The 13,981-nt window shown below is 60.5% G+C and carries 13 protein-coding genes; 12 read left to right on the top strand and 1 reads right to left on the bottom strand.

Annotated elements, in window-relative coordinates; translation table 11 throughout:
- Positions 1-8: 8 nt before the first annotated feature.
- Positions 9-662, bottom strand: coding sequence for a hypothetical protein (locus tag AC3IUE_RS03075; RefSeq protein ID WP_489265494.1), 654 nt, complete (start codon positions 660-662; stop codon positions 9-11).
- A 249-nt stretch (positions 663-911) separates the two neighbouring features.
- On the opposite strand from AC3IUE_RS03075, the gene cbiE reads away from it, so the two are divergent.
- From cbiE to urtA, 12 genes are all read left to right on the top strand, one after another.
- Positions 912-2,123 (top strand): precorrin-6y C5,15-methyltransferase (decarboxylating) subunit CbiE, encoded by a 1,212-nt coding sequence (gene cbiE, locus AC3IUE_RS03070; RefSeq protein ID WP_489265492.1) that lies wholly within the window; start codon positions 912-914, stop codon positions 2,121-2,123.
- Positions 2,116-3,213 (top strand): cobalt-precorrin-5B (C(1))-methyltransferase, encoded by a 1,098-nt coding sequence (locus tag AC3IUE_RS03065; protein ID WP_489265490.1) that lies wholly within the window; start codon positions 2,116-2,118, stop codon positions 3,211-3,213. The genes cbiE and AC3IUE_RS03065 overlap by 8 nt, the downstream gene beginning before the upstream one ends.
- Entirely contained in the window at positions 3,210-3,938 is a 729-nt protein-coding gene (locus tag AC3IUE_RS03060; protein WP_489265488.1) for a cobalt-precorrin-6A reductase, read from the top strand. The genes AC3IUE_RS03065 and AC3IUE_RS03060 overlap by 4 nt, the downstream gene beginning before the upstream one ends.
- Positions 3,939-4,243: 305 nt before the next feature.
- Entirely contained in the window at positions 4,244-4,642 is a 399-nt protein-coding gene (locus AC3IUE_RS03055) for a DUF2946 domain-containing protein (RefSeq protein WP_461996850.1), read from the top strand.
- 48 nt (positions 4,643-4,690) lie between these two features.
- The gene (locus tag AC3IUE_RS03050) at positions 4,691-5,170 is read left to right on the top strand and encodes a copper chaperone PCu(A)C (RefSeq protein ID WP_056746260.1); all 480 of its coding nucleotides are present in this window, start codon (positions 4,691-4,693) and stop codon (positions 5,168-5,170) included.
- Between the two features lie 20 nt (positions 5,171-5,190).
- Positions 5,191-5,637: a DUF2946 domain-containing protein gene (locus AC3IUE_RS03045; RefSeq protein ID WP_489265486.1), complete on the top strand. Its 447-nt coding sequence runs from the start codon at positions 5,191-5,193 to the stop codon at positions 5,635-5,637.
- Between the two features lie 191 nt (positions 5,638-5,828).
- Positions 5,829-7,946, top strand: coding sequence for a TonB-dependent copper receptor (locus AC3IUE_RS03040; RefSeq protein ID WP_489265484.1), 2,118 nt, complete (start codon positions 5,829-5,831; stop codon positions 7,944-7,946).
- Between the two features lie 129 nt (positions 7,947-8,075).
- On the top strand, positions 8,076-9,455 hold the full coding sequence (locus tag AC3IUE_RS03035) for a PepSY-associated TM helix domain-containing protein (RefSeq protein ID WP_489265482.1): 1,380 nt from the start codon (positions 8,076-8,078) through the stop codon (positions 9,453-9,455).
- Positions 9,456-9,632: 177 nt separating this feature from the next.
- Complete coding sequence (locus AC3IUE_RS03030; protein WP_489265480.1) at positions 9,633-10,421, top strand: ABC transporter ATP-binding protein; 789 nt, start codon at positions 9,633-9,635, stop codon at positions 10,419-10,421.
- Positions 10,418-11,365 (top strand): ABC transporter substrate-binding protein, encoded by a 948-nt coding sequence (locus AC3IUE_RS03025; RefSeq protein ID WP_489265478.1) that lies wholly within the window; start codon positions 10,418-10,420, stop codon positions 11,363-11,365. The genes AC3IUE_RS03030 and AC3IUE_RS03025 overlap by 4 nt, the downstream gene beginning before the upstream one ends.
- On the top strand, positions 11,362-12,372 hold the full coding sequence (locus AC3IUE_RS03020; RefSeq protein ID WP_489265476.1) for a FecCD family ABC transporter permease: 1,011 nt from the start codon (positions 11,362-11,364) through the stop codon (positions 12,370-12,372). Before AC3IUE_RS03025 ends, AC3IUE_RS03020 begins: the two co-directional genes overlap by 4 nt.
- Before the next feature lie 323 nt (positions 12,373-12,695).
- Positions 12,696-13,961, top strand: a complete 1,266-nt coding sequence (gene urtA / locus AC3IUE_RS03015; RefSeq protein ID WP_150656588.1) for an urea ABC transporter substrate-binding protein — start codon at positions 12,696-12,698, stop codon at positions 13,959-13,961.
- Positions 13,962-13,981 lie beyond the last annotated feature (20 nt).

The following is a 13,981-nucleotide window of genomic DNA, read 5'->3' as shown; positions in this document are numbered from 1 at the left end:
TGCGTGGATTAGAGCTCGTACTCGCTGAACTCAAGCGCAAGGGCTCGAGTGTCTTCTTCCACGCGATGTCGAATGGCGTCCATGTCTCGACGCTTGATCTCCAACCGCCGAATCCGGATATCCAATTGGGACAGACTCTGGTCTATCGTCCAGAACAGATAGGGAGTAGAGATGCCCAACTTGATCAACCTGACATGACTGACCACCATTTCCAGATCTCCGTTGGGTTTATAACTGACCGGTACAATGTTGAATCCGGCTATTTTCCCACTTAAACCCGCCATCTTCGCCAGCAACTTGGCATCACTCTCCAGCTTTCCAAGTACGGCTCCAACCTGAGCTATTTGAGCGCTGGAGAGGTAGGGACGTGCCACGTTCAACCATGCCTGTTTCAAACTGCCCGAAAACTGCGGTTCGATGTACTCGACAGGCTCGGCAAGCGTCCAATCCATTGACCAGAACATACCGGCGTAATGATCGAACCAAGGCCCCGGCTGCGTCTCGCTCTTTGCGACTTTATCCGCGCCACGCTGGGCCAGATAAATGCAATTTTTGACAAAGCTATTGTCGGCGATCGTCTGGCCGGCAATGCCGGTCAGCAGCACATTATTCATCATCAGCGCATCATGCTCGATGACACTTCTAGCTAACACGTTATCCATATAAGTTTCTTTCATCCTTGATAGTGTCGCAGCCAACATCAACTATTGGCCGCCTACTTATTACCTATAAAATCGCGCAACCAAAACACAAACCAAACTACCAAAACCTCCCATTCAACAAACAATTTTTCCTCAACATTAAGTGTCTGCAACTCGGAGTTCTCCTGTCTCGGGCACAGATCCGCGTCAGATGACAGAAGCCGCGCTATCATGCCGCCTTTGAACATGAACATTGGGTTGAGGAACAACATGGCCTCCTGGCTGACAGTAGTGGGAATCGGCGAAGACGGCTTCAAGGGCCTGGGCAAAAACGCCCGGCACACTCTGCTGCGCGCTTCGCGGATCATTGGCGGTCAGCGGCAACTGGATTTGCTGCCGGCGTGCATCCGTGGCGAGCGGCAATTGTGGCCCAGCCCTTTCTCCCTTGATCCGGTTTTGGCGCTGCGCGGCGAACCGGTCTGCGTACTGGCCAGCGGCGATCCGATGTTCTTTGGCGTGGGTGCAAGCCTTGCCCGGAAACTGCCCAACGATGAAATGCTGATACTGCCGGCGCCCTCCTCCTGCTCGCTGGCAGCAGCGCGAATGGGCTGGCCGTTGCAGGATGTGGTCACGCTTTCGGTGGTTGCCCGCCCCATCGCCGCACTCAATGCGCAGTTGTTCAGCGGTGTTCGCTTGCTGGTGTTGAGCAACGACGGTCAGAGCCCGGCCGCGATCGCGACGTTATTGCGTGAGCGCGGTTTCGGGGCGAGTCGCCTCACCGTGCTGGAACATCTGGGCGGTGCAGCCGAACGACGCATCGAGGGTGTCGCCAATGACTGGAACAACCCTGTGATCGCCGATCTGAACCTGATCGCCATCGAGTGCATCGCCGAACCCAATACGCCGCGCCTCTCCCGATTGGCCGGTCTGCCGGACTCAGCCTTCAAGCACGACGGCCAACTGACCAAGCGCGACGTGCGCGCCATCACGCTCGCTCGCCTGGCCCCGGTGCCCGGTGAGTTGATGTGGGACGTCGGTGCCGGCAGCGGTTCGATCGGCATCGAGTGGATGCGCGCCCATCCGAGTTGCCGAACGCTGTCCATCGAAGCCGATGAAAGTCGGCAGTTGTTGATCGAGCACAACCGCGATGCGCTCGGCGTGCCCGGCCTGCAATTGATTCGAGGCAGTGCACCTCAAGCCCTGGACGGACTGGAGCGCCCGGACGCGATTTTCATCGGTGGCGGCGTCACCCGCGAAGGCGTACTCGACACCTGCTGGGCACAACTCAAACCCGGCGGTCGACTGATCGCCAACGCCGTCACGCTACAAAGTGAAATGACCTTGATGGCCTGGCGCGAGCAGCACGGCGGGGAACTGACGCGAATCCATATCGCTCAAGCCCAACCGCTGGGAGACTTCGATACCTGGCGTCAGGCGTTGCCGATTACCTTGCTGGAAGTGACGAAGCCTTTCGATGCGTGACGAAACCGCCGAACAACCCGCACCGTTGCGCAGCGGCCTGACCACCGGCAGCTGCGCCACCGCCACCAGTCTGGCGGCTGCACGTTTGTTGCTGGAAGGTACGCATTCGGACGCAGTGGAAATCGTCCTACCCAAAGGCAAGCAGGTACAGATGCGTCTGGAGTTCTGCCGGTTGCTGGAAGATGGTGCCGAAGCCGGAACCATCAAGGACGCCGGCGACGATCCGGACGTGACCCACGGTGCGCTGCTCTATTCCCAGGTGCGACTGAACACGGCGCCGGGTATTCGCTTCAATGCCGGTCGCGGTGTCGGCACGGTGACCCGGCCGGGGCTGGTGCTGGGCGTCGGCGAACCCGCGATCAACCCGGTGCCGCGCAAGATGATCACCGACCACTTGACCCTGCTGGCCGACGAACTCGGCTACAGCGGCGGCTTCGAAGTCACCGTCAACGTCGAGGACGGTGAAGCGCTGGCCTTGAAAACCATGAACCCGCGCCTGGGGATTCTTGGCGGTTTGTCGATTCTCGGCACCAGCGGCATCGTCCGGCCGTTTTCCTGTGCGGCCTACATTGCGTCGATCCATCAGGGCATCGACGTCGCAAAAACCAACGGCTACCTGCACATCGCCGCGTGCACCGGCAATGCCAGCGAAGACACCATGCGCCGGGTCTACGACCTGCCGGAAATCGCCCTGATCGAAATGGGCGACTTCGTCGGCGCCGTGCTCAAACATCTGCGCAAAGTGCCTGTGGATAAACTCAGCCTCTGCGGTGGTTTCGGCAAAATCAGCAAACTGGCGGCCGGGCATATGGATTTGCACAGCCGACATTCGAGCATCGACCTGCCGCAACTGGCCGAGTGGGCGGCGGCGATTGGCGCCGATGAGGTATTGCAGCAAGGGATTCGCGAGGCCAACACCAGTCAGCAAGCCTTGGCGATGGCCAGTGCGGCGGGCATCGCCCTGGGTGATGCGGTGTGTCAGCACGCGTTGGACTTTGCCCGCAGCGTGGTGCCGGCGCAGGTTCAGGTTGAAGTATTTGCCATCGATCGCCAGGGCGGGATTGTTGGCCATGCGGGAGCTTTTCAATGAAGCGCGTGTTGTTGCTGGGTGGCGTGACGGAAGCCTTGGCCATCGCTCGAACCCTCGGGTCAGAACACATCTATAGCCTGGCCGGCGTCGGGCGTGTGCCGACAGACCTGATCTGTCAGGTTCGCGTTGGCGGTTACGGCGGTGCTGAAGGTCTGGCGCAGTTCATTCGCGATGAAGGGATCGATCTGCTGCTGGACGCCACCCACCCCTACGCCGCACAAATCAGCCAGAACGCCGCCATCGCTGCGCGGTTGAGCGGTATTGCCTGCTGGGCGTTAAGGCGCCCGGCCTGGCAACCACAGGCTGGGGATGACTGGCGAGATGTCAGCGACTGGGCCGAGTTGATCGAAGCGTTGGAACCGTTCCGGCGACCGCTGTTCACCCTTGGTCGTGAACCGTTGCAGCATCTGCACGAAATACCATCAGAACAATTCTGGACCCTGCGTGCCCTGGACGTTTACCCCGGCAACGAACGTTGCGAAGTCATCGGCGCGCGTGGACCGTTTCTGATCGAGGATGAACGTGAACTGTTTGAACGTCGGCAAATTGATGTACTGATCAGCAAGAACAGCGGCAGCACCGCGACCGAGCCGAAGCTGGAAGTGGCACGGGAGCGAGGGGTGCCGGTGATCGTTTTGCAGCGGCCGGTGTTGCCGGGGGTTGATCGGGAGTTTGGGTCGGTGACAGACGTATTGGCAGCCCTGATATCAGAAACCACCACATAACTTGTAGCAGCTGGCGAAGCCTGCGTTCGGCTGCGCAGCAGTCGTAAAATCTTGCACCGCGATTCTGCCGGTAAACCGTAGCGTCAGGATTTACGACTGCTGCGCAGCCGAACGCAGGCTTCGCCAGCTGCTACCAAATTGTGTGAAGGCTGATCTGCACCGCACTGGCAATCCGTAATTCGCGACTATCATGAAGGCTATGGAGCATGGCGCTGCGACACCACACCGCACGCCGCTTTTTTACTTATCGGCCCTGATCAGGCTAAATAGCCGCGCTTGATCGCCCACCCAACCGGATTTTTCCCATGTCCCGACAACGGCTCGCATTTGCCTGGATCGCCTGCTTCGCAGTGCTGTTCAACATGCTCGCCATGCCGATGACGGGAGCGATGGCGCAGACGGCGAAATCACCCGCCGAGCAGTTGTTGTGGGGCAGTTTCTGTTCGTCCAGCGGCACCAAGATGGTGGCGATTTCCCTGGGCGATATCGAACAGAAAACCCCGCAGAGTGATGATCACTCCAACATGCAACATTGCTGGTGCTGTTCAGGTTCCGCGCCGTTGGTGGCGCTGCCCGGGCATGTGCCGCAACTGTACTTCGCGCGTTTCGAGGCCAATAGAAGCCTGCCTCACGCCTCTCTCGATACACCGACACCGCGCCAGCAATGGCCAAGTCTTAATCCTCGCGCTTCCCCTCTGGTGTGATTCCTTCTCGCAATTGACCTGCGTTTTGAATCGTTCTGGAGAACTGCCATGTTGAACAAACTCATCGTCCTGGCTGTGTTGCTGCTGCCTGCCTGTTTTGCCAATGCTCACGAATACAAGGCCGGGGAGCTGGAGATCGCTCATCCGTGGTCGCAGGAGTTGCCGCCAAACGCGCCAACGGTCGCGGCGTATTTCGTGATTCACAACGGTGGCAAAACCGCTGACCGCTTGCTCAGCGTCGACTCGCCGATTGCAGGCGTTGCCCAACTGCACGAGCATGTAATGCAGAACGATCTGATGAAAATGCAGCACGTGCCGAGTGTCGAAATCCCGGCCGGTGGCGAAGTCACTTTTGCGCCAATGGCCTACCACGTGATGCTGCTGGAACTGAAAGACCGCAGTCTGTTGAGCGACGGAAAACGCTTCCCGCTGACGATGCATTTCGAGAAGTCCGGCGACGTGACGGTCGAAGTCTCGGTGCAGAAGAAGCCGCCGGAAGGCATGCAGATACACGCCCACGCCCAGTAAGCGACTGAGCAAAAACGCCCATGCGCCCGCTTAGCGCCAGGTCATCCGCACACCGTCGTCAGCCGTTAAGCCTGACGCGCGGCAGCTGGATCAGCCTGTTCGCCATGTTGATGATCTTTATCGGCCCGCTGATTTCTCAGTCGATGCCGATGGATCAACGCGCCTCGATGTCCATGACGATGTCGATGGACATGAGCATGGACATGTCGGCGATGGATCACGCCGACCACGACGCACAGCCCGCTGCCGAACACTGCCCGCCAAAAGCCTCACATCACGCGCTCTGGGAAAAATGCGGCTATTGCAGCCTGCTGTTCAATTGCCCGGCGCTGACCGGCGGCCAGTCTTTCGTCGCATTCGACACGCCAACAGCCACCACTTTCACCACTCCCTCCCCTCGCTTGGGCCACGCCCGGCAAACCTTCTTCCCCGGTGCCCGCACCCGCGCCCCGCCCATCGACGCGTAAACCCTCACATCCGATCTCACACGGTTTAGAAGACAGCCACAGCAACCTGTGGGAGCGAGCCTGCTCGCGAAGAGGGAGTGTCAGTCAACATCCATGTCGTCTGACACACCGCTTTCGCGAGCAGGCTCGCTCCCACAAGGATTGCGCAGGCTGCCGGCCGTGTCGTTTACGACTGTTCGATGGAAATTGTCATGTCCAGGTTTTCTGCTGACACACGCTTGAGCGCTGCCCAAGCTTCTTTTGCCTTGAACGAATCCAGTATTCGTTTCAGGCACGCCACCGCCTTCCTTTGCGGTGCACTGCTGACACCGATGGTGCTGGCCGATGAACACGCCGGTCACAGTGAAGAACTGAGTCCGACGGTGATCACCGCCATCGCGCCGAGTTCGCCACTGACCATCGTCACCAACCCCAAGGACCCACGCCAACCGGTGCCGGCCAGCGACGGTGCCGATTACCTGAAAACCATTCCCGGCTTCGCCCTAGTGCGCAATGGCGGCACCAACGGCGACCCGGTGCTGCGCGGCATGTTCGGCTCGCGGCTGAACATCCTCACCAACGGCGGCCAATTGCTCGGCGCCTGCCCCGGCCGAATGGACGCACCGACCTCATACATCTCGCCGGAAACCTACGACAAACTGACCGTGATCAAAGGCCCGCAAACCGTGCTCTGGGGACCGGGCGCGTCGGCCGGGACCATCCTCTTCGACCGTGAGCCGGAGAGTTTCGGCGAACTCGGCACGCGGGTGAACGCCAGCGTGCTGGCCGGCTCCAACGGCCGCTTCGACAAAGTGGTGGACGCTGCTGCCGGCGGGCCATTGGGTTACGTGCGAGTGATCGGCAACACCGCGCATGCCGACGACTACCGGGACGGCAACAACGACACCGTGCCGTCGCGCTATGACAAATGGAATGGCGACGTCGCGGTGGGTTGGACCCCGGACGCCGACACCCTGCTGGAACTCACCGCCGGCAAGGGCGATGGCGAAGCGCGTTACGCCGGACGCGGCATGGACGGCTCGCAGTTCAAGCGCGAAAGCCTGGGCCTGCGTTTCGAGAAGTCGAACATCGGCGACGTGCTGGATAAGGTCGAGGCGCAGGTTTACTACAACTACGCCGACCACGTGATGGACAACTACACCCTGCGCACGCCGTCCGGCACCGGAATGATGGCCGGCCCGATGGCCTCCAACGTCGACCGTCGAACCCTCGGCGCACGGATCAAAGCCACCTGGCGCTGGGCCGATGTGCAGTTGATCAGCGGCATCGATGCGCAGACCAGCGAACATCGCCAACGCAGCGCCATGGGCATCGACGTCTACAAGGATTTGCCGCGCAACAAGGACGCCGACTTCCACAACTACGGCGTGTTCAGCGAATTGACCTGGTACGCCGCCGACCGTGGCCGGCTGATTACCGGCGCGCGACTGGATCGCGCCTCGGCCAAGGATTTCCGGCAGAGCACTGGCTCCGGGATGATGGCGCGCCCTAACCCGACCGCCGACGACACCCGCGCCGACACACTGCCAAGCGGCTTCGTCCGTTATGAGCACGACCTGGCTGACAGCCCGACCACGCTGTATGCCGGCCTCGGTCACACCCAGCGTTTCCCGGATTACTGGGAGCTGTTTTCACCCAAGTCCGGCCCCGCCGGATCGGTGAATGCCTTCGATTCGATCAAGCCTGAAAAAACCACCCAGCTCGACTTCGGCCTGCAATACAAGACCGAAGACCTCGAAGCCTGGGCTTCGGGTTACGTCGGGCAGGTGCGCGACTACATCCTGTTCAACTACACGCCAACAATGATGGGCATGACCTCGCAAGCACAGAACATCGACGCGCGGATCATGGGTGGCGAATTGGGTGCGGCCTACAAGCTGACCAGCAATTGGAAAGCCGATGCGACCCTGGCCTACGCCTGGGGCAAGAACAGCAGCGACGGCAACGCACTGCCGCAAATGCCGCCGCTGGATGCCCGTTTCGGCCTGACCTACAGCGAAGACAACTGGAGCGCCGGGGCCTTGTGGCGCGTGGTCGCGGCGCAAAACCGCATCGACCAGAACAAGGGCAACGTCGTCGGCAAGGACTTCGACAAGACCCCGGGTTTTGGCGTGTTCTCGCTCAATGGCGCGTACCGGATCAACAAAAACTGGAAGGTCAGCACCGGCGTCGACAACCTGTTCGGCAAGGCGTACGCCGAGCACTTGAACCTGGCCGGCAACGCTGGTTTTGGCTATCCAGCCAATGACCCGCAAGCCATTAAAGAACCGGGGCGCACGCTCTGGACCAAGGTGGACATGAGTTTTTAAGAGCTTCGCGGGCAAGCCTCGCTCCTACAGGTTCGGTGTTGTCCTTGTAGGAGCGAGGCTTGCCCGCGAATGACTGCGCAGCAGTCACCAGACAACAACAAAAGATCCAAGCCAAGCGGAGCACAACCGATGAAACAGCCCAAACCGAATTTCTACAACATGGCCTGGCGTTGGCATTTCTATGCCGGTCTGTTCGTCGCGCCTTTCATGGTGATGCTGGCCCTGACCGGCATCATTTACCTGTTCAAGCCGCAACTCGATCCGTTGATGTACGGCAGCCTGCTGAACGTCCCGGCCGGGCATCACAGCGTCCCGGCCGATGACTTGCTCAAGCGGGTGAAAGAAGCTTATCCACACGCCACAATCAAGCAGTATCTGCCACCGGTCAACGCCGAACGCAGCGCGCAATTTGTCGTGATCAATGGCGGTAACGAGCTCAACGTTTTCGTCGATCCCTACCACGCTGACATCCTCGGCGAGCAAGACGCCAAAAAGAATCTGCAAGCCGTTGCGCGAGCGATTCATGGCGAATTGATGATCGGCACCGTCGGTGATCGACTGATCGAACTGGCCGCCGGTTGGGGCGTGGTGTTGGTGGTCTCCGGCGTCTTTCTGTGGTGGCCGCGCGGCCAGGCGGCCGGCATCCTGTGGCCGCGTTTGAACAGTCGCGGTCGAGTGCTTTGGCGTGACCTGCACGCGGTGACCGGGTTCTGGGGCGCGTCGTTGCTGCTGGTGATGCTGCTCAGCGGCATGACCTGGACCGGGTTCTGGGGCAAGCAATACGCCGAAGTGTGGAATGTCTTTCCGGCAGCGATGTGGGACAACGTGCCCAAGTCCGATGTCGAGGCCCGCAGCCTCAACACCGCCACCCGCCAGACCGTGCCTTGGGCGATGGAAAACACACCGATGCCAATGTCCGGCGACCACGCCGAACACATGGCCCACGGTAGCGCTCAAGCGGGCCCCGCCGCGCCGACCATCAGCTTGCAGGACGTGCAGAACATCGCTGCGCAACGCAAGGTCGAACCGGGCTACAGCATCACCTTCCCGGCCACGGCGACTGGCGTGTTCACCATCGCGGTGTTCGCCGACGACCCACGCAACGACGCCACACTGCATGTGGATCAATACACCGGCGACGTCCTCGCCGACGTGCGTTTCGAGCAGTACGGCACCGTCGCCCGTGCAACAGAAATCGGCGTGATGCTGCACGAAGGCAAAATGTTCGGCCCGCTCAATCAGATCATCATCCTGCTGATCTGCCTGATGATTCTGCTCAGCGCCGTCAGCGGTGTGGTGATCTGGTGGAAGCGTCGCCCGCAAGGCAAATTCGGTGTTCCGCCGCTGCGCCACGACCTGCCGAAATGGAAAACCGCGATGGTCATCATGTTCGCATTGACGGTGGCGTTTCCGTTGGTGGGCGCTTCGCTGGTGGTGGTCTGGCTGCTCGATCGGGTGCTGCTGTCGCGATTCAATCGGCAAACTGAATCGGCCTCACCTTCATCATGAAACAGGCGAGATGCGCGGTTTAGAGGGATCTGTAGACTTCCCGCGCTTATCTCCCGGTCGGCTACAAAGGCCCCATCGCGAGCAAGCTCGCTCCCACATTGAAATGCGATCAACTGTGGGAGCGAGCTTGCTCGCGATGGGGCCGTCAGCAACACCCCAAAATCTCAGAGTTAACGCATGACCTCGCTGAACCTCACAAACCTCGCCTGGACACCCCTGGGCCACGGCCATTGCCATCATCAGTTCCAACTGCGTGATGCCTCGTTACACGTGGCCGCCGGTGAGTTCGTCGGTCTGATCGGCCCCAACGGCAGCGGTAAAACCAGCTTGCTGCGCTGTGCCTGGCGCTTCAGCAAACCCGAGGCCGGCGAGGTCAAGCTCGACCACCACAACGTCTGGAAGCAATCCTCGCGCTGGTGCGCGCAACGCATCGCCGTGGTCCTGCAGGAGTTCCCCGACGCCTTCGGCCTCACCGTCGATGAAGTCGTCGCCATGGGCCGCACACCGCACAAAGGTCTGTTCGACGGCGATACCCTCGAAGACAGAAATCTTGCGACCCAAGCCCTCGAATCAGTCGGTCTGAAAGGCTTCGAAGATCATGCCTTCGCCACCCTCTCCGGCGGTGAAAAACAGCGCGTGATCCTCGCCCGCGCCCTGGCTCAGCAACCGCAAATGCTGATCCTCGACGAGCCGACCAATCACCTCGATCCACGCTATCAGCTCGAACTGCTGCAACTGGTCAAACGCCTGAAGATCGGCACCCTGGCGAGCATCCATGACCTCAATCTGGCGGCTGCTTTCTGCGATCGGCTGTACGTGATCAATCACGGCCGCATCGTCGCCAGCGGCACACCCAAAGAAGTCCTGACCGCCCCGCTGCTGCGCGACGTGTTCGGCGTCGAAGCGCTGATCGACGAACATCCCTTGCACGGCTACCCACGAATCACCTGGATAACCCAATCATGACTTTGCGTTCCCTGCTTTGCGTCGTCCTGTTGCTGGGCAATGCCCAAGCATTTGCCGAGGCCACTCACTACCCGTTGACCGTGCAGAGCTGCAACCGCGAAGTGACCTTCAAGCAAGCGCCGAAACACGCGGTCAGCCACGACATCAACATGACCCAGATGATGCTCGCCCTGGGCCTCAAACCAAACATGGCCGGGTACAGCGGTGTGACCGGCTGGAAGTCGGTCACGCCGCAGACGCAGACCATCCTCGATGGCTTGCCGGAACTGGCGGCCAAGTACCCGTCGGTGGAAACCCTGCTCAACGCCAACGTCGATTTCTTCTTCGCCGGTTGGGATTACGGCATGCGCGTGGGCGGTGATCTGACACCGCAAACGTTGCAGCCATTGGGCATCAATGTCTACGAGCTGACCGAGTCCTGCGCGTTCGTGATGAAGCGTCCGCCGGCCAGCCTGGAAGACACCTACAACGACCTGCGCAACCTCGGCAAAATCTTCGACGTGCAGGATCGCGCCAACGCCGTGATCGCCCAGATGCAGGCGCAAGTCGCCGAAGTGCGCAAGGATCTGCCGGCGGACAAACCTCGCGTGTTCCTCTATGACAGCGGTGAAGACCGCGCCATGACCTCTGGCCGACTTGGCATGCCGCAAGCGCTGATCGATGCCGCTGGCGGGCGCAATATACTGGATGACGTCGAATCGAGCTGGACAAGGGTTAACTGGGAGAACGTGGTCGAGCGCAATCCGCAGGTGATCGTGATCGTCGACTACGGCGAAGTCACCGCCGAACAGAAAGAACAATTCCTGCTCAACAACAAGGCGCTGCAGTCGGTGGACGCGATCAAGCATCAGCGCTTCATCGTGATTCCGTATGTGCAGGCCACGCCGGGGATCGACAACGTGCTGGCGGTTGAAACCCTGGCCAAGGGTTTCCACGGCGAATGATCAATCGTCGCTACGCCTTGCTGCTGGTTGCCCTCGGCGCGTTGTTGCTGGTGTCGTGCGTGGTGTCGCTGGGCTTTGGCCCCGCGCGGGTGCCGGTGGATGTTGTGTGGCGGATTCTGTTGCACAAGATTTTCGGTTTCGGCGTGCCGGACTGGGCCGCCGGGCAGGAACACATCGTCTGGCTGATTCGCGTGCCGCGCATGTTGCTTGGCGCGTTGGTGGGCGCCGGGCTCGCGCTGATCGGTGCGGTGCTGCAAGCGGTGACGCGCAATCCGCTGGCCGATCCGCACCTGCTTGGGGTCACCTCCGGCGCGACCCTCGGTGCCGTGATCGTGGTGCTGCATGTCGGTGAAATCGTCGGATTGCTGACCTTGCCGATCGCGGCGTTTATCGGCGCGTTGCTGAGCATGCTGATCGTGCTGATGATCGCCAACCGCAACGGGCGGCTGGACAGTGATCGGCTGCTGTTGTGCGGCGTGGCGGTGTCCTTCGTGATGATGGCGATCGCCAATCTGCTGCTGTTTCTCGGCGATCACCGCGCGAGTTCGGCGGTGATGTTCTGGATGCTTGGCGGGCTCGGGTTGGCGCGTTGGGAGTTGCTGGCAGTGCCGGCGGCCAGCGTGTTGCTCGGGTTGGTGTTGTTGCTGGGCATGGCGCGGCCGTTGAATGCATTGATGACGGGCGAGCAGACGGCCGTGACCCTCGGGCTCAATGCTCGTACCGTGCGGTTGCGGGTGTTTTTGATTGCGTCGCTGATGACTGGGGTGCTGGTGTCGATCAGCGGCTCCATCGGATTTGTCGGGCTGATGGTGCCGCACATTGCTCGTCGATTGGTCGGAGCGGAGCATCGGCGATTGCTGCCGGTGTGCGTGTTGTTGGGCAGCCTCTTTCTCGTCTGGGTCGATGTCGCCGCCCGCACCCTGATCGCCCCGGAAGACCTGCCCATCGGCGTCGCCACCGCCGCCATCGGTGGCTTGTTCTTCATCGGCCTGATGCGCCGCCGCTGATTCACCTCTTTTTCAAACTGTGGGAGCGAGCCTGCTCGCGAAGACGTCGGCACATCCAACATCATCGTGACTGACAAATCGCTTTCGCGAGCAGGCTCGCTCCCACAAGGGCATCGTCCCCCAAACCAATGCGCCCCAATGTGGCGCACCTCTTCGCACCAACGCGCCAGGCGCGATCCTTCATGGTGCGCCACCCAACCGGCGCAACCGCTCTATTACGACATTTCCCTGCCTTTTGCCGACCAGGCACAGCCCTTGCTAAAGACCCTTCAGTAGTCCGCATCTGCCACCAAGAAAATTCATAAGTTCATGGAGATCGCACAATGAAGCGTCGCAGCTTGATCAAGGCTTTCACACTTACGGCAAGCATTGCCGCGATGGGCATGACCTGGAGCCTCCAGGCCGCCGAGACCATCAAGGTCGGTATTCTGCATTCGTTGTCCGGCACCATGGCGATCTCCGAAACGTCGCTCAAAGACATGGCGCTGATGACCATCGATGAGATCAACGCCAAGGGCGGCGTGAACGGCAAGATGCTGGAACCGGTGGTGGTCGATCCGGCGTCAAACTGGCCGCTGTTCGCTGAAAAGGGCCGTCAACTGCTGACTCAGGACAAAGTGGCGGTGGTGTTTGGTTGCTGGACGTCGGTGTCGCGCAAGTCGGTGTTGCCGGTGTTCGAGGAGCTCAACGGCCTGCTGTTCTACCCGGTGCAGTACGAAGGCGAAGAGATGTCGCCGAACGTGTTCTACACCGGCGCCGCGCCGAACCAGCAAGCGATCCCGGCGGTTGAATACCTGATGAGCGAAGAAGGCGGCAGCGCCAAGCGTTACTTCCTGCTGGGCACCGACTACGTTTACCCGCGCACCACCAACAAGATTCTGCGTTCGTTCCTGCACTCCAAAGGTGTGGCGGACAAGGACATCGAAGAGGTCTACACCCCGTTCGGTCACAGCGACTATCAAACCATCGTGGCCAACATCAAAAAATTCTCGGCCGGTGGCAAGACAGCGGTCATCTCCACGGTCAACGGCGACTCCAACGTGCCGTTCTATAAAGAGCTGGCCAACCAGGGTTTGAAAGCCACCGACGTTCCGGTCGTGGCGTTCTCGGTCGGCGAAGAAGAACTGCGCGGTATCGACACCAAACCGCTGGTGGGCAACCTCGCGGCCTGGAACTACTTCGAATCGGTCGAGAACCCGGCGAACAAGAAGTTCGTTGCCGACTGGAAAGCCTACGCCAAGAAACACAACCTGCCAGGCGCCGACAAAGCGGTGACCAACGACCCGATGGAAGCCACGTACGTGGGCATCCACATGTGGGCGCAAGCGGCTGAGAAAGCCAAGTCCACTGACGTCGACAAAGTCCGCGAAGCCCTCGCTGGCCAGACCTTTGCCGCGCCGTCGGGTTACACCCTGACCATGGACAAGACCAACCACCACCTGCACAAGCCAGTGATGATCGGCGAGATTCAGGCGGACGGTCAGTTCAACGTGGTGTGGCAGACCGAAGGGCCGATCCGTGCCGAGCCGTGGAGCCCGTTCATCTCGGGTAACGACAAGAAGCCGGATTATGCGGTGAAGAGCAACTGAGCCACTGGATGTCGGCCTCG

Source organism: Pseudomonas sp. GL_093 (genome assembly GCF_057837605.1).
Note: the sequence above shows the minus strand (reverse complement) of the source record. Positions and strands in the feature narration are given on the sequence as shown.